Origin of the sequence: Sinorhizobium sp. 22678 (genome assembly GCF_052044265.1) — a bacterium.
Classification (GTDB): Bacteria; Pseudomonadota; Alphaproteobacteria; order Rhizobiales; family Rhizobiaceae; genus Sinorhizobium; species Sinorhizobium meliloti_A.
In genome coordinates, this window is record NZ_JBQEMS010000003.1 from 1 (window position 1) to 20,227 (window position 20,227).

Consider the following 20,227-nt stretch of genomic DNA (forward strand, 5'->3'; position numbering starts at 1 on the left):
ACCCGCTGAACCTGCCGCAACCCAAAATCTGTCGACAATCATCCCGGTCCAAAATGTCGACCATCAACCCGGTTGAACACGCGGATCCAGACCGGTTGAGAATAGACGCAGGGAGGCACTCTATCCGTGATCATGTCCCTCATGGTCGCCGAGCGACGGCAGGTCGAGGCTGAAGGTTTTGGCAAGATCGGCGACTTGCTGCGGGCTGAGATAGCGGGGATTAAGGTTGCGCAGCAGCAGGTAGAGCTTTGCGGTCTCTTCCAGTTCCTCCGTCGCAAAGATCGCGGCCTCCAGAGTGTCGCCGGCGACGACGGGACCGTGATTGGAAAGCAGCACGGAGGAATATTTGCCCGCAAGCCCGCGGATCGCATCGGCGACGGCCGGGTCTCCGGGGCGGTAATAGGGCACGAGCGCAGTCTCCCCGGCCCGCATGAGATAATAGGGCGTCATCGGCGGCAGGGCCGCTTGCGGATCGATCTCCGGCAGCATCGTCAGCGCGACCGCGTGGGTCGAATGGAGATGCACGATGGCACGGGCGCTGCCGCGCGTCTCGTAGAGGGCGGAATGAAGCGGGATCTCCTTGGTCGGCTTGTCGCCCGAGACAACCCGACCGCCGGCATCGAGGCGCGAAATACGCGCTGGATCGAGGAAGCCGAGCGAGGCATTGGTGGGCGTCACCAGCCAGCCGCCGTCATCGAGTCTCATCGATATGTTTCCGGAAGAGCCGGGGGTCAGGCCCCGCTCGAAGAGAGACCGGCCGTAGCGGCAGATTTCCTCGCGAAGACGCGTTTCGGACATTGGTGGTCCTTTCGTTCAGGCTGTATCGCCTTCGATCAGTTCAAATCCAAGATCGGCGATGTGAGACGGGTGATCGTTGATGACCAACTCGGCCGCCAGCTTTCCCGTCGCGACGCGAGGCGTGCGAATGGTCGTCAGAGGCTGCGGCGTGGCCTGGCCGATATCGAGGCCGTTATGGCCGAAAAGGGCGAGCCTGGTTGGGACGGAAATGGCGCGTGCAAGACAATGAAAATATCCGCCGAGCGCCATGTCGTCGTTCGAGAAATAGACCGCATCAAGTCCCGGGACCCTTTGAAGAAGCTGCTCGAGCCCCGCCCGCCCGCTCCCAACCGAAGAAGCGCCCGGACGGATTTCCCGATCCACAAGGGCGACGCCGGCCAGGTTCAGCGCTTCACGGAAGCCGTCGAAGCGTTTGCCGGCGCGTGTGTCGCGGTCGAGATCGTGGCCGACATAGCCGATCCGGCGATAACCGCGCTTCAACAGGAATTCGGCGCTCGCCCGACCCGCCTCACGATTGGAAAAGCCGACCGCCAGGTCTATGGCGCTCCCGTCGATGTCGAGCAGTTCGACGACGCGACAGCCGCTCGCCCGCAGCATCTTGAGCGTGCCTTCCGTATGCTCGAAGCCGGCAAGCATCACCGCCGTCGGCCGCCAGGCGAGCATGGCGGCGACGAGGGCCTCCTCGCGCTCCGGCTCATAGTCCGTGACGGAAAAGACGGCCTGATAGCGATTTTCCTCCAGAACGGCGCCTGCACCCCGCAGCACGTCCGGGAACACGATGTTGGTGAGCGACGGGATGACGAAGGCAACGAGCCGGGACCCCGCCGAGGCCAAGGTTCCGGCGATTCGGTTCGGCACGTAGCCAAGCCGCTCGACCGCATCCAACACGCGCTCGCGGGCCTTGCCGGAGAACGAGCCGTGATTGCGCAGCACGCGGGAAACCGTGCTCTCACCCACGCCCGCGGCTTCCGCCACCTCTGCGAGCGTTACGGGTGTCTGCTGCTTGAAGTCCGTCGCCACTTCGCGCCTGTCCAGTTTGACGAGACCATTCACGGCTCTCATCGACTTCATAGGCGGATTTTTTTGGCAGCGCTACCAATTTTGGTTGGCAGCGCTGCCAAAAATCCCTAGAACGAGTGACCGGCAACTGGAGGAGACGAAATGGCATCGAAGATCGCAGTGCTCGGGCTCGGCTCGATGGGCTTCGGTATGGCGTGCTCGTTGAAAAGCGCGGGCCTCGACGTGTTTGGCTACGACGTTGCCCCGCCCGCAGTGGAACGTTTCGTCGCCGAAGGCGGTCGCGGAGCCGGCACGCCAGGCGAAGCCGTGACGGGCGCCGACATCGTCGTTTCGGTCGTCGTGAGCGGCGCGCAGACCGAAGCCGTTCTGTTCGGCCGGGACGGCGTTGCAGACGCGATGAAGCCCGGCGCCGTTTTCATATCGTCCGCGACAATGGATCCGGCGATCGCGCGCGACCTGGCGCAGCGGCTCGAAGGACTCGGGCTTCACTATCTCGACGCGCCGATCTCAGGCGGCGCGGCAAAGGCATCGAAGGGCGAACTGACGATCATGGCTTCGGGCTCGCCGCAGGCCTTCGCCGCCGCCCGACCGGCCCTCGACGCCATGGCCGCCAAGGTTTACGAACTCGGCGAGACTGCCGGGACCGGCGCCGCCTTCAAGATGATCAACCAGCTTCTCGCCGGCGTGCACATCGCGGCCGCCTGCGAGGCGATCGCCTTCGCGGCGAAACAGGGGCTGGACCTCGACAAAGTATACGAGGTGATCACCGCCTCGGCCGGCAATTCCTGGATGTTCGAGAACCGCATCCCGCATGTGCTGGCGGGAGATTACGCCCCGCTGAGCGCCATTGAGATTTTTGTGAAGGACCTCGGCATCGTCCAGGATATGGCGCGCGCGGAGCGCTATCCGGTGCCGCTCGTGGCGGCCGCACTGCAGATGTATCTTGCAGCCTCGGGCGCAGGCATGGGGCGCGACGACGATTCCTCCCTCGCGCGGCTCTACGCTCAGCTCTCCGGGGCCACGTTGCCCGGCACGAATAATCCCTAAGGAAGACGCGCATGCCCGTTTTTGCCGCCAATCTGACGATGATGTTCACCGAGTGGCCGTTCCTCGACCGCTTCGACGCGGCCGCCGACGCCGGGTTCGCCGCCGTCGAGTACCTTTTTCCCTACGAGGTGCCGCCGGAAGCGATCGCCGAACGGCTTGCCCGCAACAGGCTCGAGCAGGCGCTGTTCAACCTGCCGCCGGGCGATTGGGCAGCCGGCGAGCGCGGCATCGCCGCCCTGCCCGGCCGCTTCGACGGGTTGAAATCGGATGTCGACAAGGCGCTCGACTACGCGGCGGCGACCGGCGCCAAGCGCCTGCACCTGATGGCTGGTCTTGCTAATCCGCGCGACCCGGAGGCCGCATCCCGTTACCGCCGCTCGGTCGCCTACGCCGCCGGGCGCCTGGCCGACGAAGGCATCGATCTCCTCGTCGAACCGATCAACGGACGCAACATGCCGGGATATTTCCTCAACGATTTCGGGACCGCCGAGTGGCTCATCGCCGAACTGGCGCTCCCCAACCTGAAGCTGCAATTCGACATCTATCACCGGCAGATCCTGCACGGCGACGTCGCAATGGCGCTCCGCCATCTGATGCCGGTCACCGGCCACATCCAGATCGCCAGCGTACCCTCGCGGCACGAGCCCGATGGCGAGGAGCTGAACTATCGCTACCTCTTTGATGAAATCGACCGGCTCGGCTATGGCGGCTTCGTCGGTTGCGAATATAACCCGCGCGGCCGGACGCTGGACGGCCTCGGCTGGTTCAAACCCTTTCGACGGAGCTGACCCATGACAATCCTGCTCGGATCGATCGCCGACGACTACACGGGCGCCTCCGATCTCGCAAATACGCTGACGAAGAACGGGCTTCGCACCGTGCAGACGGTCGGCATTCCCGATCCGTCGCTCGCCCTGCCCGACGTCGATGCAGTGGTCGTTTCCCTGAAGATCCGGTCGGTCGCAGCGGAGGAGGCCGTGGCCGCCGCCCTCGCGGCCGAAAGCTGGCTGCGCGGCCGAGGCGCCGCCCACGTCCTCTACAAGATCTGCTCCACCTTCGATTCGACGGATCTCGGCAATATCGGGCCGGTGACCGAAGCGCTTCTGAGCGTCTCCGGCGGCGACTTCGCCCTCGTTACGCCGGCCTTTCCGGAAACGGGGCGAACCGTCTATCTCGGCCATCTTTTCGTCAACGGCCAGCCGCTCGACGAAAGCCCGTTGAAAGACCACCCGCTCAACCCGATGCGCGATGCCAATCTGGTGCGGGTGCTCACCCGCCAGTCGCGCGGCAAGGCCGGCCTCATCGACCTGCCGACCGTCACGCGCGGAGCCGATGCGGTAAAGGCGCGGCTCGATCGGTTACGCGCCGAAGGCGCCGCCGCGGCTATCGCGGATTCCGTCTTCGAACGCGATCTCGAAACGCTCGGCGAAGCGGCGCTCGAGATGCCCGTCTCCACCGGCGCGTCCGGCCTGGGTCTCGGCCTCGCTCGCGCGCTTCTGCGCTCCGGCCGCGCTTCGGCAAGCGACGGGGAAAGCGACGCCATCCGCCCCGTCGGCGGTCTTGCCGCGGTGGTCGCAGGCAGTTGTTCGGCGGCAACGCTGAAGCAGCTCGACGCGGCGGAACGCCATATGCCGGTGCTGCGGCTCGACACGGAAAAGCTCCTCGCCGGATCGGACGAGATTTCCGCAGCCGTCGCCTGGGCCGGGGAACGGATTGCTCAAGGCCCCGTCGCCATCGCCGCGAGTGCCGCGCCCGAGGTCGTTTCGCGTCTGCAGGCGCGCTACGGGCGAGAGGCATCCGGGCACGCGATCGAAACGGCGACCGCCGCGATCGCCGGCGAACTGGTAGAGCGCGGCGTGAGACGCCTCGTCGTCGCCGGCGGAGAGACCTCCGGCGCGACCGTCGACAGGCTCGGGATTCCGGCTTTCCTGATCGGTCCGGAAATCGCGCCCGGCGTCCCCGTGCTGAGGACGATCGGCACTGCCGGAAACGAGATGTTGCTGGCGCTGAAATCGGGCAATTTCGGCGGCGAGGATTTCTTCGCCACGGCGCTGTCTATGATGCGGTGAGAGGGAAGGCGGGCGGTCCCCCCGTATCCGCCGCCCGCCCGCTGCACGCTTCCTCAAATCGGACCGAGTAGAGCGCTTGGCGCAGCGCGTCCGCGCGACGGATCTTACAGGCCGTTGTCCTTCAGGATCTGCGCGGCGTTTTCCTTGGTCACCTTCATCGTGTCGAGCGTGACGGTCTTTTCGACCTTTTCCCCCTTCAGGAACTTCACCGCCTGGCGTAGACCCTCTGCTCCCGGCGTTGCATAGAGGAAGGTCGCGGTCAGTTCGCCATTGTTGACCCAGGTCACGCCTTCGTTCGGGAGCGCGTCGATGCCGATGAACTTCATTTCCTTCTCACGACCTGCGTCCTTCGCCGCCAGATAGGCGCCATAGGCCATCGGATCGTTGTGGCCGTATACGAGATCGATCTTCTCGTTGTTGCGCAGCGCCGTCGCCATGATGTTGTAGGCCTGGTCCTGCTTCCAGTCGCCGGATTGCTGATCGAGCAGGTTCTTGATGCCGGGCTCCTTGTCGGTGAACTCGTGGAAGCCGTCGTGGCGGTCGTGGGCCGGCTGGGTGCCCATGCCGCCCCATATCTCGACGATATTGCCCTGAGCCTTGCCCTTTCCGCCGAGAAGCTCGACCGCATATTCGCCGGCCGCGCGGCCGATCAGTTTGTTGTCGCCGCCGACGAACTGGGTGTACTGGTCGGTCTCGACGTTGCGGTCGAGAACGAAGACCGGGATCTTGGCATCGATCGCCTGCTGCACCACGCCGGTGAGCCCTGCGGACTCTTTCGGCGACACGAGCAAGGCATCCACCTCCTGGCGAATGAGGTTCTCGACGTCTGCCACCTGCTTTTCCGTCCTGTCCTCACCGTCGGTTATGATCAGTTCGACGTCCGGATGCTTTGCCGCCTCGGCGATGATGTCCTTGTTGAACTGCGCACGCCACGGTTCGATCGTCGTCGCCTGGCTGAAGCCGATGCGAAACTTCTTGTCCTGAGCCAGGGCGTCCTGCGCCGGCATGAGCACGGTCGTCGCGGCGAGAACGGCGGCGACCGCCGTCAGTTTGATGATGTCACGGCGTTTCATTTCTTCTTTCCTCCCATTGTCATGGATAACGTCTCTCCCGACGTCCGCTCCTCGGCGGACGTATCTCCTTGGGCCGGGCGCCGGCTTGCGCCCGGCAGCCGCAATTGCGCGAGAAGGTCGTAGGCATTGCGCTCCTGAACGAGCACCGTGCCGATGATGATCACGCCCTTCAGCACCAGCTGAAGATTGGAATTGATGTTGTGGAGCTGCAGGATATTGGAGAGCAGGCCGAAGATCAGGACGCCGCAGAACGTCCCGGCAAGGCTCCCTCGCCCTCCCATCAGGCTCGTCCCGCCGATGACCACTGCCGCGATCGCATCCAATTCGAGGCCCGCGCCAGCGTCCGGCTTGCCCTGCCGGTACTGGGCCACATAGAGGACCGCGGCGATGCCCGCGAGAAGACCCGATACCGCATAGGTGACGATCTTCACCCGGCCCGCATTGATGCCGGAAAGGCGCGCCGCCTCCTCGTTTCCGCCGATCGCATAGACATAGCGGCCGAAGGGGGTGAACCGCAGCACCGCGCCATAGAGAAGAATCGCGACGATGAAGAATATGCCGGGCATCGGCACGATGCCGAAGACGAGCTGCCGCAGCATATCGAAATCGGCGGTCGCATTGCTGCCGGTATAGACCGGCAGAACGGCGTTGTTCTGCCCGGCGGTGAGCCGGGCGATGCCGAGCGCCGTGACCATCATGGCAAGCGTGACGATGAAGGGCTGCAATCGTCCCACCACGATGATCGCGCCGTTGACCGCGCCGAACATGAGTCCGACCGCCGGCGCCACGAGCAGAACGCCGAGCACGCCGAATTTCGTCTGCATCTGAGGCAAGAGGAAACTTAGAACCAGGGCACAGAGAACGGCGCCGGCTGCGGCGGGCAGAACGGTACCGCGGGTCCGGTCAAGCCGGATGTCGCGGACATGTGTCACGCCCGCCCGTGATTTCTCGATATTCAGGAAGACGAAGCGTACTGCCGCCGCACCGCCGACCAGAACGGCAAGCCCGACGGACGGCAGCCCCAGATAGAGGGCGGCCGTGTCCCCCGGAACGGTCAGGAGCATTGCGCAGACGACGGTACAGATCGCCATCAGCGAGCCGACCGAAAGGTCTATGCCGCCGGTCAGAATGACGGCCGTCATGCCGGTGGCGATCAGCCCGGTGGTCGATACCTGCCGCAACACGTCGAGGAGATTGCCGGAGGAGAGAAAGATGTTTCTGCCCGACGACGTTACCGGCGAGGACAGGACTCCGATCAGGAAGATGGCGATCAGCCCCCAATAGAGTTTCGTACGGGAGAGAGCCCTCAGGAAATTCATGCAACCGCCCTTCCGCGTGCGCTCCGCGGGGCGGCGAGCTGCATGATGCGCTCCTCGCTCGCCTCCTCCCGGGAGACGAGCCCGGTCTGCCGTCCCTCGGCCATCACCAGAATGCGGTCGGCGAGGAGCAAAAGCTCCGGCAGTTCGGAACTGACCACCACGATCGCCAGCCCGTCGCCGGCGAGCTTGAAGATGAGATCGTAGATCTCGCGCTTCGCACCGACGTCGATGCCGCGCGTCGGCTCGTCGAGAAGAAGGACACGCGGACCGGTCGCCAGCCACTTGCCGATGACGACCTTCTGCTGGTTGCCGCCGGACAGGGTTCCGGCCGCCTGGTCGGTGCTCGCGCAGCGCACGCCGAGCGCATCGACTGCCCCTTTTGCGAGCGCACGTTCGCCTTCGAAGGAGCGCAGCCCGAATCGGGCGAGCCTTCCAACAAGCGGCAGGGCCACATTGTCTCTGATCGATTCGTGAAGATGCAGCCCCTTCGCCTTGCGGTCCTCCGTCACCAGAGCAAAACCGAGGCGGCGAGCATCGCGTGGCGAGCGGATATCGACGGCGATGCCGTCCAGCCGGATATCACCGCCGCGAAGGCCTTCATTCGATGCAAAGATCGTCTCCAGGATTTCCGTGCGCCCCGCGCCGAGCAAGCCGCCGATGCCGAGGATCTCGCCGGCGCGAACGTCGAAGCTCACGCCCTTCAGCACGTCGCGCCAGCCGTGGCGTCCGGGCACGGCAAGCGACAGGTCCCTTACCGAAAGGACGGGCTCGCCCCCGCCGTTGCCCCGGTCGGCCGGGTGCGCGTCGAGGAGGTTGCGGCCCACCATTGCGGCGATGATCGTATTCTCGTCCAGTCCGGCCATCGGCCGGGTCCAGACATGCCGGCCGTCGCGGAAGACGGTGACCCGATCGCTGAGCTGCATGACCTCGTCGATCCGGTGCGAAATATAGATGATGCCGACGCCGTCGGCCGCGAGTTGCCGCATGATCTTGAAGAGGCGCCGACACTCGCCGGGCGAAAGCGCCGAGGTCGGTTCGTCCATGATCAGAATGCGCGCTTCGACGGAAAGGGCCTTCGCGATCTCGACGAGCTGTTGTTCGCCCACCCGCAACTGCCCGACGCGCGCCTCCGGGTCGAGTTCGATGCCGAGACGGTTCAACAGCCCTCGTGCGGCCTCCAGGCTCGCCTTGCGATCCACGAAAAGACCGGCGATCACCCGTTCGCGGCCGAGAAAGATGTTGTCGGCGACGCCGAGTTCGGGGACGAGGTTGAGTTCCTGATGGATGATGGCGATTCCGGCCGCCTCGGCATCGCGCACATTGGAGAAGCGGGCGGTTTCTCCATCGACGCGGAAGGTGCCCTCGTAGTCCGGGTAGACGCCGGACAAGACCTTCATCAGCGTCGACTTGCCGGCGCCATTCTCGCCCATGAGCGCATGGATTTCGCCCGCGCGCAGTTCGAAGCGCACATCCTTGAGCGCCGCGACGCCGCCGAACGATTTCGAAACCGCTTCGGCCGCCAGAACTGGCCGGCCGGATTCTTTGGTGACCGAATCACGGGGGATAGCATCGCGCATGATATTGGCAGCCTCCCTACCGCCGACATCTGACGCTCTATTCGCCTATTTCCTGCAGCCTATTCTAAACGTTTCGACACTGTCAAGCAGGCGGTTCCGGACTTGATTGCCTAATTCCAGCAATTCAAATACAGTTTCGCGAGCAAATCATCTAAACGTTTCAGAAGAAATGCAGCAGCGACGAAATTCTCGGAAATCCGGTGCACCGACCATGCTCGACGTCGCCAAGGCGGCGCATGTCTCTGTGGCGACGGTCTCGGCCGTGATCAACGGCTCGGCCCCGGTCAGTCCGGAATTGCGCAGCCGCATAGAGCAGGCGATCGGCCTCATAGGCTACAAGCGCAACGCGATCGCCCGCAGCCTCAAGCTCGGCACGACCCGCACCGTAGGCCTGATGGTTGCCGATATCACCAATCCCTTCTTCACCGATGTCGTGGCGGTGATCCAGGACGTGCTGCATCGGGCCGGCTACGCCGTGATGCTCTGCTGCAATGACGAGGACGTTGCCTTGCAGGACGAGCAGATCGCCCTGTTGATCGACCGGAGCGTGGACGGCCTGATCATCGCGCCGGCCGGAGACGACGAGACGCTGAAGCGCATGATCGCTAGCGCCAATCTTCCAACCGTGCTGATCGACAGGCTTTGCGACGGCATCGACACCGATGCGGTCGTGCTCGACAATCGTCGCGCGGTTCAGGATGCAACGGTCTATATGCTCGGCCTCGGCCATCGGCGCATCGGCTATATTTCGGGCTCGCTCGACACTTCGACCGGACGGGAGCGTCTTGCCGGCTATCGGGCAGCGTTGGAGGCGGCGGGCCTCCCCTGCGAGGAGGACCTGATCCGGATCGGCAATTTTCGGGAGAAGGACGCCTACACCGCGGCGATCCAGCTGCTGACAAGTCCCGAGCGGCCAACGGCGATTTTCTCCGCCAACAACCTGATGGTCATCGGGGTGATGAAGGCGATCCGGGATATCGGCCTTCGCTGCCCGGACGACGTTTCGGTCGCAAGCTTCGACGATTTTCCCTGGGCCGACGTCTTCCAGCCGCATCTGACGACGATCGCCCAGCCGGTCCAGGCGATCGGCGAACAGGCCGCGCAGCTCGTGCTCGACCGCCTTTCCGGCGCTAGCCCGGAAGCGCCACGCCGGCTCGTGCTTCAGGGAAGACTGGTGATTCGCGACTCCTGCCGGCCGGCCGGCAGCCTGACGCCGCGCGCGATCGCCTGACCCATTTTCGCACAAGGATCGCGTTATCGGGGCGTCAGTCGTCGTGCAAGGCGCGAGCGATCGGCGGGCCGAAATTCAAATCGCGGAACCTTGCCGCAAAGCCCGCGCGCTCCGGCGAACAGGCCGTGACGCCGGCCTCGGCATCAGCGGCGGAAAAGGGACAGAGTCGCGCCATCTGCCACCGTTCCTCGCCAAAGCGGAATTGCACCCGCACCGCATCGCCATGCCGCGTCAGCCGCACCTCCAGTGGGTCCGAAGGCGCCCTTGCGTGCAACGGAATGACCGACCAGTCCGATACGCCGCGTGTCACGACCACGCTGAAATGCATCAGCCCGTCGGTATATTCGATACCGCATTTGATCCAGTTCTGTTCGTCGAGCCGCAGCATCAGACCGGCCTGGTCGTAAAGCTGCTCATACCGGCCGACGATCGTCGCCGAGGCGGTGAAATCGCCTGAAACCGGACGAAGATAGGCATGTCCGCTGTCGCGCACGAAGCCGTAAAAGGTTTCGCGCCAGAAATCCGTCTTGGCGTCGGTCTTGAGCGACAGATCGCGTTCGTCGCCCTCCCAGCTTGCCGGCTCGTTCAGCCAGCGATAGGCGCTTGCCATTCTGTCCCTCCATCCGTCCCAGTGTTTAATTGCTCGGGAGCTGTCGCGCACCCCACTCGCTCTTCGGGATCGCCTTGCCGATCGCGAAGCTGAAGGAAGTGACCGATGTCGTCTCGGGGCTCACTTCGCATTTAAAGTCGATGGCGTACCATGTCGACCGGCTGCGGAAGGCGCCGCCATCGGCGTTCAGGCCCGTCGGCGAGATGAAGCCCCCCGAAGGGCCGAAGGGAACGAGCATGTCCGGAAAGGCGCCGGGCATTTCACGCCGCACCTGCTCGAGCGCTTCGATGCTGCAGAGCTGCACGATCCGCTTCTTCGGCGGCAGCCTGCCGATCGCCTGTTTCACGCGGGGGTCCGACAGGGCGTTTTCAGAATAGAGTTCCTTCGCCTGGACGAGCTGGTTCGACTGGCGTTCGGCCATGGCCTCGGCCGGCTTTTGCGCCGGGTCCGCCCTCGCTTCCTCCACGACCGGTTTCTCCTGGGGAACAGCTGCAGCCGGCGGCGTGGCTGCGGCATCGGCCGCCTCTTTCGCTGCGCTCCGGGCATCGACGCGCAATTCCGCAAGCGCGGTCCTGCTTTCCGCCGGCTTTTCGCTGGCGGTGTTTTCCTTTTTTGCCGGGGCAGGGCGCGAGGCCTCCGGCGTCTCGCTCGGCGTTTCGGTCTTCTTCGGCGCGGCCGGAGGCAATTCGGGCCGAGGCGGCTTTTCCGTTTCGACCGGCGCTGCGGCCGACTCGAATGCCTCAGGCTGAGGACGCGTTTGCTCGCTCTTGGCCACGTTCGGCTTTTGCTCGGGCTTTTCCGCGCTCTTCGGCTGCGCAACGAGCTCGACGCTGACGCTTTGCTCCTTTGCCGGCGCAGACAATTCCGGCAGCCGAACCAGCAGCAAGAAGGCGAGCGCCAGGTGCAGGGCGAGTGAGGTCGGCATGCCCCAACCGGTTTCCCCCCACATTTTCCTGGCGAAGTGCTGCATTGCTCAAAGATCACGGACTCGGAAGCACCGAACCTAAGAGTTCGAGCGCCCCGCAACAAGTGCGGGACGCACGTCGGTCAAGCGTATTCGACCTGATAAGGCTTTTCGAAGAAATGCTCCTCGAGATTGCACCCGCTGCCGCCGCGGTCGATGACGACGAATTCGGAGGTCGAACGAAGCGGCGTCAGAATTCCGTGCCAGACATTTTGCGCGATGTTGACCCCCTGGCCCGGCGCGGTCTCGAAGGCGATCGGCTCGCCGGGTTCCCCGCCTTCGTCGGGCGCGACGACCACGAGAAAGGGATTTCCCGTCAGCGGGATGAAGGCCTGGCTTCCGAGCGGATGCCGTTCCACCATCTTCAGCGTCAGGGGGATCTCGTAGGGCTCGCCCTTCAAGAGGCTGACCAGCGTTCGGGCTTCCGGGCCGCTCGTCTCCACCTTCGCAAGGTCGTGATAGCGGATGCATTTGCCGGCGTTGATCGGAAAGCTCTTCGCATCGTCAGGCTCGATGACGTCGCCGAAGGGCGCGAACTCGCCGTGCGAAAGCGGGCGGATCGGTAGAGGTATCATGGTCTTTCCTCCCTGGTTGACCAATTGCCTTTGGGTGCCGGCACCGATCACTGGATCAGCACCGCCCTGAAATCATTGACGTTCGTGCCCGTCGGCCCCGGCTTGAAAAGGTCTCCAAGCGCATCGAAGGCCACCCAGCTGTCGTTCTTCTGAAGCAGCGCGGCGGCATCCAGGCGCCGCGCCAGCAGGCGCGCGATCGTCGTATGATCGGCGAAGGCGCCGGCATTGTCCTCGGATCCGTCGATGCCGTCGGTATCTGCGGCGAGCGCCGAGATCCCGCCGATACCGTCGATGCCGAGCGCCAGCGACAGCAGGAACTCACTGTTGCGCCCGCCGCGACCTTCGCCCCGGACCGTCACCGTCGTTTCGCCGCCGGAAAGGATGAGGGCGGGCTTCGGAAAGGGACGGCCGCGCAGCGCCGTCTCGCGCGCGATGGCCGCATGAACGAGCCCGACGTCGCGTGCCTCCCCTTCGATCGCATCGGAAAGAATGACGGCCTCTACGCCCGCGGACCGGGCCTTGGATGCCGCGGCCTCCAGTGAGACGCCTGCCGAAGCGATCAGCCGCACCTCGTTGCGGGCAAGGCGCGGATCGGAAGGTCTCGGTGCATCCGCCGCAGCGCTCGCCAGCCAGCGCATGACCTTTTCCGGCAAAGCGAGGCGATAGCGCTCGACGATCTTCAGGGCGTCGTGGCGGCTGGCTGCGTCGGCGACCGTCGGGCCGGATGCGACCAGCGCCGCGTCGTCGCCGGGAATATCGGAGACGACGAGAGAGACGACCCTGGCCGGATGGGCCGCGGCGGCAAGGCGGCCGCCCTTGATCAAGGAAACATGCTTGCGTACCGCGTTCATCGCTCTGATCGGCGCGCCCGACGCAAGTAGCACCCGATTGACGGCGATTTCATCCTCGAGCGAAAGCTCCGGTGGTGGTGCCGGCAGGAGCGCCGAACCGCCGCCGCAGATCAGCGCCACGACCAGGTCATCCCCGGTCAGGCCGCTGACCGCCGCGAGGAGCCGCTTCGATGCCTTCAGCCCGCCCTCGTCCGGCAAGGGATGGGAGGCTTCGAGCACCTCGATCTGCCTGCAGTGCGCGCCGAAACCGTAGCGCGTGACGACCACGCCGCTGAGCGGCCCCTCCCAGGCGCATTCGAACGCCCGGGCCATCTGAGCGGCGCCTTTGCCGGCTCCGATGACGACCGTTCGCCCCTTCGGCCGCTCCGGCAGATTTGCGGCGATGACGCGTTCCGGATCAGCGGCGGACACCGCAGAGGCGAACAGGCTCTCCAGGAATTGACGCGGGTTGGCGATGGCGGCCATTGTTCCTCCCGTTTGGAAATACGCGGGCGGCGGCTCCTCCTTCCGCCGCCCGGATGCATGATCTCCCCGACGGATGAGGCCGCCGGCCGATCATGCGCGTCCTCGATCGCGACTTATGCGACCTCGTGGTTCGCCATCCGCTCGAGCGCCCGCACGAGCCCGGAGTGGTCAAGCCCGCTGTCGCCATTGGCGGCGCAATTGTTGAAGAGCTCCTGGGTCGCCGCCGTGTTCGGCAGCGAGATGCCGAGGCTTTTCGCTCCCTGCAGCGCGAGGTTCAGGTCCTTCTGGTGCAGCGAGATGCGGAAGCCCGGCTCGAAGGTACGCTTGATCATCCGATCGCCATGGACCTCGAGAATGCGCGACGATGCGAAGCCGCCCATCAGCGCCTCGCGGACACGGGCCGGATCGGCTCCTGCCTTGGACGCGAAGACCAGCGCCTCGGAGACTGCCTCGATGGTCAGCGCCACGATGATCTGGTTTGCGACCTTGGTGACCTGACCGTCGCCGCAATCGCCGACCAGCGTGATGTTCTTGCCCATCAGCTTGAAGAGCGGCAGGGCGCGTTCGAAGGAGCTCGGCTTGCCGCCGGCCATGATGCTGAGAGAGGCGTTCTTGGCGCCGACCTCGCCTCCGGAAACCGGGGCGTCGATATATTCGGCACCGGTTTCGCGTACCTTCTTGGCGAACTCCTTCGTTTCGATCGGCGAGATGGAGCTCATGTCGATGACGAGCTTGCCCTCGCCCAGGCCGTAATAGACGCCATTCTCACCGAACAGGACATCCTTCACTTCCGGCGTATCCGGCAGCATCAGGATGATCGTGTCGACCGTTTCCGCGAGCGCCTTCGGCGTTTCGACGATTTCCAGCCCGTTGTCGACGAGCTCCTGGCGCGGCGGGATGGCGAATTTGGACGTGATGATCTTGTGACCGGCATCCTGAAGGTGGCGCGCCATCGGCGTGCCCATGATACCCAGTCCAATGAAACCGATAGATGCCATCGTGCTTAGCTCCTGATTTGGATGATGTCTGCGGATTGTTTGCGCCGGCGCTCGGTGCCGAGCCACCCAAGTCCTTCCGCGGTGGTCGTCAGCGGCTTGTATTCGCACCCGATCCAGCCGTCATAGCCGGCTGCTTCCAACGCGTCGAAGACGAAGGGGTAGTTGATCTCGCCGGTCCCCGGCTCGTTGCGTCCGGGATTGTCCGCAAGCTGTATATGCGCGATCTTTTCGCGGTAGCGCCTGTAGGTGCCGACGAGTTCGCCTTCGGTGCGCTGCTGGTGGTAGAGGTCGTACTGGACGAAGAGGTTGTCGCTCCCCACCTCCTCGATGATCGACGCCGCCTGCCCGACCGTGTTGAGATAGAAGCCGGGGATATCGAAACGGTTGATCGGTTCGATCAGGAGGCGGATGCCGCACTTGCCGAGTTCGGCCGCCGCAAGCTTCAGATTGGCGACGAGGGTCGTGCGCAGCACGCTGTCGGGCACACCGTCGGGGGCAATCCCCACGAGGCAATTGACCTGACGGCAGCCGAGCGCGGTCGCATAGTCGATGGCCGTGGCGACCCCCTTGCGGAATTCGTCGATCCGATCCGGCAGGATCGCGATGCCCCGTTCGCCGCCGGCCCAGTTGCCGGCCGGCAGGTTGTGCAGCACTTGCGTCAGGCCGTGGCGGTCGAGTTCGCCGCGCAGCGCCACCTTCTCGAATTCGTAGGGGAAGAGATATTCCACGCCTTCGAACCCGGCATTGGCGGCCAGTGCGAAACGGTCGAGGAAAGGCGCCTCGTTGAACAGCATCGTCAGGTTCGCAGCAAATCTCGGCATGCGATCACTCCTCTGTGGTAAGCGGGATGCGGGCGGAACCGCGCAGGACGTTCTTCAATCGAGAAGGGCGGCAATCGCGGTCGGGGCATCCTCGCCGCGCTCGGCGAGTTCCTCGAACTCGACGACCGCGTTGATGTCCGTCCCCATGGCGATGTTGGTGACGCGCTCCAGGATGAATTCGATGACGACGGGCACCTGGTGCTCTTCCATCAGCGCTTGCGCCCGATCGAAGGCGTCGGCGAATTCATTTGGGCTCCTGACGCGGATTGCCTTGCAGCCGAGCCCCTCGGCAACCGCCACATGGTCGACCCCGTAACCCTTCTCCGCATCGCCGTCGGCATTGATGTTGTCGAAGGCCAGACTGACCTCGAAATCCATGTTGAAGCCGCGTTGCGCCTGACGGATCAGCCCGAGATAGGAATTGTTCACGACGACATGCAGGTAAGGCAGCTTGTGCTGGGCGCCGACCGCGAGTTCCTCGATCAGGAACTGGAAATCGTAATCGCCGGAAAGCGCAACGATTTTCCGGTTCGGATCGGCGGCCCGCACGCCGAGTGCTGCCGGCAGCGTCCAACCGAGCGGACCGGCCTGGCCGCAATTGATCCAGTTGCGCGGCTTGTAGACGTGCAGGAATTGCGCGCCGGCAATCTGGCTCAAGCCGATGGTCGAGACGTAGCAGGTGTCGCGGCCGAAAGTCTTGTTCATCTCCTCGTAGACACGCTGGGGTTTCAGCGGGGTCTGATCGAAATGGGTCTTGCGCAGCATAGTCCGCTTGCGCTCGCGGCACTCCTCGGCCCAGGCCGACCAGTCGCGCAGCTTGCCGGCAGTCTTCCATTCGGTCGCGACGTCGAGGAATAGCTTGAGCGCGGCGCCTGCGTCGGAGACGATGCCGAAATCGGGCGCGAAGACGCGGCCGATCTGCGTCGGCTCGATATCGACATGGATGAACTTGCGGCCCTCCGTATAGGTCGGGACGTTACCGGTGTGGCGGTTTGCCCAGCGATTGCCGATGCCGAAGACGAAATCGGAGGCGAGCAGCGTCGCATTGCCGTAACGGTGCGAGGTCTGCAGGCCGCACATGCCGGCCATCAGCGGATGGTCGTCCGGGATGACGCCCCAGCCCATCAGTGTCGGAACGACCGGAACGCCGGTGATCTCGGCGAATTCGGTGAGAAGATCCGAAGCGTCCGCATTGATGATGCCGCCGCCGGCGACGATCAGCGGCCGCTCTGCCTCATTGAGCATGGCGAGCGCCTTTTCGGCCTGCGCACGGGTGGCGGAAGGCTTGTAGGCGGAGAGCGGCTCGTAGGTTTCCGGATCGAATTCGATCTCGGCAAGCTGGACGTCGACCGGCAGGTCGATGAGGACCGGCCCCGGCCGACCCGAGCGCATCAGGTGGAAGGCCTTCTGGAAGACGAAGGGGACCAGCGCCGGCTCCATGACGGTGACCGCCCATTTGGTGACCGGCGCCGCGATTTTCGCGATGTCGACCGCCTGGAAATCCTCCTTGTCGAGACGCGCACGTGGCGCCTGCCCGGTGATGCAGAGGATCGGGATCGAATCCGCGGATGCCGAGTAGAGGCCGGTGATCATGTCCGTGCCGGCCGGGCCCGAGGTGCCTATGCAGACACCGATATTGCCGTGCTTGGCGCGGGTATAGCCCTCCGCCATGTGCGAAGCCCCCTCGACGTGGCGAGCGAGGATGTGACGGATCGATCCGCGCGCCCTGAGGGCCGAGTAGAATGGATTGATCGCCGCGCCCGGTACGCCGAAGGCGCAATCAATCCCTTCTTTTTCCAGAACATAAACCGCTGCATCGACTGCGCGCATCTTGGCCATGGGAACTCCTCCTGTTTGATTGGAAGGTAAATCCATCCCGCACCTGTTTCAACGAGTTTTTGGAAATCATTCCCATCACATGGAAATAAAGATTTTCAACAAATAGGAGAAAATCGGATGCAATGGCTGTAGAGCATGATCTCAGGCGGCAACTGATTTGGAGACTGGCATGGAGGCGAACGGCAGGGGAAAGAGAGGGCGCAAGGCGGGAGAGAACGCCGCCCCGGCTTCCGTTCAGGTGCTGGACAGGAGCCTGTCCCTGCTGGCGATCATCGCCGAAGGGGACGGCTCGACCTTGACCGCGCTTTCGGAGCGCTCAGGCATGGCACCTTCGACCGTGCACCGGCTGCTGACGTCGCTCGCCCAACACGGGATGGTGGCGAACGACGCCGAGGCCGGCACGTGGACCGTCGGCGTCAAGGCTTTCGAGATAGGCAACGCCTTCCTGCGCTTCCGCAAGCTCGGCACGATCAGCCGTCCTTTCCTGAAGCGGCTCATGGAGGAAAGCGGCGAGACGGCGAATATCGGCATTGAGGAAGACGGCGACGTCGTTTTCATTTCCCAGGTCGAAAGCCACGCGCCGATGCGCGCCTTCTTCCGTCCCGGGCGGCGGGGCCCGATCCACGCTTCCGGCATCGGCAAGGCGATTCTGTCGACTTGGTCCGATACGGAGATCGCCAAGACTTTGAGCGGCAGGACGCTGCCCTGCTTTACCGGTCGGACGCTCGCCACGCTGCAGGACCTGATACGCAATGTTCAGGAGATCCGCTTCCGCGGCTGGTCGGTCGATGACGAAGAGCACACGCTCGGCATGCGCTGCATCGCAGCCCCGCTCTTCAACGAGTACGGCGAGGCGATCGGCGGCATCTCGATCTCCGGCCCCACCGTCCGTATCGACGACGAGAGACTCGGCATCCTCGGCCCCGCCGTGCGCCGCACGGCGGACGAATTGACGCGCGCGATCGGCGGGCATAGGCCGGAGGAAGGCTGAAGGCGCTCCGCATCCAGCTGGTCTGGTGTGTCATGCTTCGAAGTCCGTATCCGCGGCGGATGCCGCAGGCAGAACGCGGAAGCGAGGGCGAGCGGCTCGGCCTCGACCTATCTCACCCGGCATCGATCCTTTTGCCCGGCGAGCCTTGCGCTGCCTCCAGAAAGGCTGCGACGACGGGTCCGGGGTTTGGCCGGCTGATGACGTACACGTCGGCTTCCGGCGCGGGGTCGGCGAGCGGCCGGTAGACGACCCCCGGTCGCGAAAGAGTCCTGATGCATTCCGGGACGAGTGCGACGCCGAGCCCCGCGGCAACGAGGCTGGTGAGGGAATAGGATTCCACGACCTCGTTCGTGATATCAGGGACGAATCCCGCCGCCACGCAGCAATCATGCAGGTAGCGGGCAAAGCGGGAGTCCGCGAGCCTCAGGAAGACGAAACTTTCCTGCCGCAGGTCGCCGAGCGCGATTTTCCCGAAATCCGCCAGGCGATGGTGCTCGGGCAAGGCGATACCCACCTTCTCATGCCAGGCGACATTCGCGACGAGATCCGGATGGTTTCGAGGCCTGCGCACGAAACTGAGGTCGGTGCGATGGGACAGCAAGGCCGCCTCCTGCGCCTCGGGGTCCATTTCATGGATACGGACGAACACGCCGGGCCACGCATCCCGGAACCGCGCGATCAGGTTGGACAACGGCCCCAGCAGCACCGAGCCGGTCGTCGCAATGTTCAGCGCTCCTACCTGCCCGGAACCGATGGCGCGCGCCTGGCGGGTCGCATGCTCCACCTGGCCGAGAATCATCCGGGCGTGTTCGAGAAAGTCGGCGCCCGCCTCGGTCAGTTCGACATTGCGGCTGGAACGCTCGAAGAGCCGCGTGCCGACTTCCGCCTCCAGATCCCTGATCTGCTGGCTCAATGGCGGCTGGGAGATGTTGAGACTCCTCGCTGCCGCCGTGAAACTGGCGGCCTCGGCGACAGCAACGAAATAGCGCAGGTGACGTAGCTCCATCGCGAAGTCCTATCGATACATCATTCCTCTGGATCGAGTGGAACAATATATTGGACGTATCACGGATCAAGCCTGTAAAGTTCTGGTGGAGAGGCGGAAGAACCCGTTTCACCTGGCATTCGATGGGATTCACATGCAGAAGAACTACTATTTTCCGGAAGGCGGCCACCCGCCTCAGACCAGCCTGCTTTCCGACCGCGCCATCTTCACCGAGGCCTATGCGGTCATTCCGAAGGGCGTCATGCGCGACATCGTGACGAGCTATCTGCCCTTCTGGACCAATACACGGCTCTGGGTGCTGTCGCGCCCGCTTTCCGGCTTCGCCGAGACCTTCTCGCAATATATCATGGAAGTCGGCCCTTCCGGCGGCAGCAATCGGCCGGAGACGGATCCCCGCGCCGAGGCCGTGCTGTTCGTGGTGGACGGCGAGTTCCATCTGACGCTCGGAGATGAGACGCATCTGATGCAGTCCGGCGGCTATGCCTTCATTCCGCCCGGCACCGAATGGAGCCTCAGAAACGAATCCGGTGCGCCGACGCGATTCCACTGGATCCGCAAGGCCTATGAGGAAGTCGACGGGGTTCCCCTTCCCGAACCGATCGTCACCAACGAGCGCGACATCCCTCCCTCGCCCATGCCGGAAACGGACGGGCGCTGGGCCACCACCCGCTTCGTCGATCCTTCCGACATGCGCCACGACATGCATGTCACGATCGTGACCTTCGAGCCCGGCGGCGTCATCCCGTTCATGGAAACCCATGTGATGGAACACGGACTCTACGTGCTCGAAGGCAAGGCCGTCTACCGCCTCAACAACGACTGGGTGGAGGTGGAAGCCGGCGACTATATGTGGCTCAGGGCCTTCTGCCCGCAGGCCTGCTATGCCGGCGGACCGGGCAAATTCCGCTATCTGCTCTACAAGGACGTGAACCGCCATATGACGCTCGGCAATCCGGGCAGGCTCGCCTGATAT

The 20,227-nt window shown here is 64.3% G+C and carries 19 protein-coding genes; 6 read left to right on the forward strand and 13 right to left on the reverse strand.

The window, feature by feature from the left end:
* Positions 1 to 120: 120 nt before the first annotated feature.
* Together otnC and ACTJKL_RS05615 are read right to left on the reverse strand one after the other, a co-directional pair.
* On the reverse strand, positions 121 to 798 hold the full coding sequence (otnC, locus tag ACTJKL_RS05610; RefSeq protein WP_440852398.1) for a 3-oxo-tetronate 4-phosphate decarboxylase: 678 nt from the start codon (positions 796 to 798) through the stop codon (positions 121 to 123).
* A 15-nt stretch (positions 799 to 813) separates the two neighbouring features.
* Complete coding sequence (locus ACTJKL_RS05615) at positions 814 to 1,818, reverse strand: LacI family DNA-binding transcriptional regulator (protein WP_440852600.1); 1,005 nt, start codon at positions 1,816 to 1,818, stop codon at positions 814 to 816.
* Between the two features lie 141 nt (positions 1,819 to 1,959).
* Here ACTJKL_RS05615 and ltnD point away from each other — a divergent pair, with 141 nt between their 5' ends.
* From ltnD to otnK, 3 genes are read left to right on the forward strand one after another with little or no spacing between them, the layout of a single operon-like run.
* Positions 1,960 to 2,865 carry an L-threonate dehydrogenase gene (gene ltnD, locus ACTJKL_RS05620; protein ID WP_275599375.1) on the forward strand — a complete coding sequence of 302 codons (906 nt, stop codon included), beginning with the start codon at positions 1,960 to 1,962 and terminating at the stop codon, positions 2,863 to 2,865.
* Positions 2,866 to 2,876: 11 nt separating this feature from the next.
* Positions 2,877 to 3,653 carry a 2-oxo-tetronate isomerase gene (gene otnI / locus ACTJKL_RS05625; RefSeq protein WP_440852399.1) on the forward strand — a complete coding sequence of 259 codons (777 nt, stop codon included), beginning with the start codon at positions 2,877 to 2,879 and terminating at the stop codon, positions 3,651 to 3,653.
* A gap of 3 nt (positions 3,654 to 3,656) precedes the next feature.
* The gene (otnK, locus tag ACTJKL_RS05630) at positions 3,657 to 4,934 is read left to right on the forward strand and encodes a 3-oxo-tetronate kinase (RefSeq protein WP_440852400.1); all 1,278 of its coding nucleotides are present in this window, start codon (positions 3,657 to 3,659) and stop codon (positions 4,932 to 4,934) included.
* A 104-nt stretch (positions 4,935 to 5,038) separates the two neighbouring features.
* Here otnK and ACTJKL_RS05635 read toward each other — a convergent pair whose 3' ends face one another.
* Genes ACTJKL_RS05635 through ACTJKL_RS05645 form a run of 3 tightly spaced genes read right to left on the reverse strand, consistent with a single transcriptional unit; the run spans position 5,039 to position 8,903 of the window.
* Positions 5,039 to 6,007 carry a substrate-binding domain-containing protein gene (locus ACTJKL_RS05635; protein WP_411926588.1) on the reverse strand — a complete coding sequence of 323 codons (969 nt, stop codon included), beginning with the start codon at positions 6,005 to 6,007 and terminating at the stop codon, positions 5,039 to 5,041.
* Positions 6,004 to 7,326, reverse strand: a complete 1,323-nt coding sequence (locus ACTJKL_RS05640) for an ABC transporter permease (RefSeq protein WP_440852401.1) — start codon at positions 7,324 to 7,326, stop codon at positions 6,004 to 6,006. Before ACTJKL_RS05640 ends, ACTJKL_RS05635 begins: the two co-directional genes overlap by 4 nt.
* Positions 7,323 to 8,903 (reverse strand): sugar ABC transporter ATP-binding protein, encoded by a 1,581-nt coding sequence (locus tag ACTJKL_RS05645; RefSeq protein ID WP_440852402.1) that lies wholly within the window; start codon positions 8,901 to 8,903, stop codon positions 7,323 to 7,325. Before ACTJKL_RS05645 ends, ACTJKL_RS05640 begins: the two co-directional genes overlap by 4 nt.
* 211 nt (positions 8,904 to 9,114) lie before the next feature.
* On the opposite strand from ACTJKL_RS05645, the gene ACTJKL_RS05650 reads away from it, so the two are divergent.
* Positions 9,115 to 10,134: a LacI family DNA-binding transcriptional regulator gene (locus tag ACTJKL_RS05650; protein WP_324764583.1), complete on the forward strand. Its 1,020-nt coding sequence runs from the start codon at positions 9,115 to 9,117 to the stop codon at positions 10,132 to 10,134.
* Positions 10,135 to 10,168: 34 nt separating this feature from the next.
* Here ACTJKL_RS05650 and ACTJKL_RS05655 read toward each other — a convergent pair whose 3' ends face one another.
* The 7 genes from ACTJKL_RS05655 to gcl all read right to left on the reverse strand — a co-directional run bounded on the left by ACTJKL_RS05655 (position 10,169) and on the right by gcl (position 17,257).
* Positions 10,169 to 10,744, reverse strand: a complete 576-nt coding sequence (locus ACTJKL_RS05655; RefSeq protein WP_440852403.1) for a DUF1349 domain-containing protein — start codon at positions 10,742 to 10,744, stop codon at positions 10,169 to 10,171.
* Between the two features lie 25 nt (positions 10,745 to 10,769).
* On the reverse strand, positions 10,770 to 11,693 hold the full coding sequence (locus ACTJKL_RS05660) for a DUF930 domain-containing protein (RefSeq protein ID WP_440852601.1): 924 nt from the start codon (positions 11,691 to 11,693) through the stop codon (positions 10,770 to 10,772).
* A gap of 98 nt (positions 11,694 to 11,791) precedes the next feature.
* A complete protein-coding gene (locus tag ACTJKL_RS05665) occupies positions 11,792 to 12,283 on the reverse strand; it encodes an ureidoglycolate lyase (RefSeq protein ID WP_275599381.1) in 492 nt (163 codons plus the stop codon).
* Between the two features lie 47 nt (positions 12,284 to 12,330).
* The gene (locus tag ACTJKL_RS05670; protein WP_440852404.1) at positions 12,331 to 13,599 is read right to left on the reverse strand and encodes a glycerate kinase type-2 family protein; all 1,269 of its coding nucleotides are present in this window, start codon (positions 13,597 to 13,599) and stop codon (positions 12,331 to 12,333) included.
* Between the two features lie 113 nt (positions 13,600 to 13,712).
* A complete protein-coding gene (locus tag ACTJKL_RS05675) occupies positions 13,713 to 14,597 on the reverse strand; it encodes a 2-hydroxy-3-oxopropionate reductase (protein WP_275599383.1) in 885 nt (294 codons plus the stop codon).
* Positions 14,598 to 14,602: 5 nt separating this feature from the next.
* Positions 14,603 to 15,418 (reverse strand): hydroxypyruvate isomerase, encoded by an 816-nt coding sequence (hyi, locus tag ACTJKL_RS05680; protein ID WP_100671367.1) that lies wholly within the window; start codon positions 15,416 to 15,418, stop codon positions 14,603 to 14,605.
* Positions 15,419 to 15,472: 54 nt separating this feature from the next.
* On the reverse strand, positions 15,473 to 17,257 hold the full coding sequence (gene gcl, locus ACTJKL_RS05685) for a glyoxylate carboligase (protein ID WP_440852405.1): 1,785 nt from the start codon (positions 17,255 to 17,257) through the stop codon (positions 15,473 to 15,475).
* 169 nt (positions 17,258 to 17,426) lie between these two features.
* On the opposite strand from gcl, the gene ACTJKL_RS05690 reads away from it, so the two are divergent.
* Positions 17,427 to 18,248 carry an IclR family transcriptional regulator gene (locus tag ACTJKL_RS05690; RefSeq protein ID WP_440852406.1) on the forward strand — a complete coding sequence of 274 codons (822 nt, stop codon included), beginning with the start codon at positions 17,427 to 17,429 and terminating at the stop codon, positions 18,246 to 18,248.
* A gap of 112 nt (positions 18,249 to 18,360) precedes the next feature.
* Here ACTJKL_RS05690 and ACTJKL_RS05695 read toward each other — a convergent pair whose 3' ends face one another.
* A complete protein-coding gene (locus ACTJKL_RS05695; RefSeq protein WP_440852407.1) occupies positions 18,361 to 19,254 on the reverse strand; it encodes a LysR family transcriptional regulator in 894 nt (297 codons plus the stop codon).
* A gap of 133 nt (positions 19,255 to 19,387) precedes the next feature.
* Between ACTJKL_RS05695 and ACTJKL_RS05700 the strand changes: the two genes are divergently transcribed.
* A complete protein-coding gene (locus tag ACTJKL_RS05700) occupies positions 19,388 to 20,224 on the forward strand; it encodes a bifunctional allantoicase/(S)-ureidoglycine aminohydrolase (protein ID WP_018096243.1) in 837 nt (278 codons plus the stop codon).
* Positions 20,225 to 20,227 lie beyond the last annotated feature (3 nt).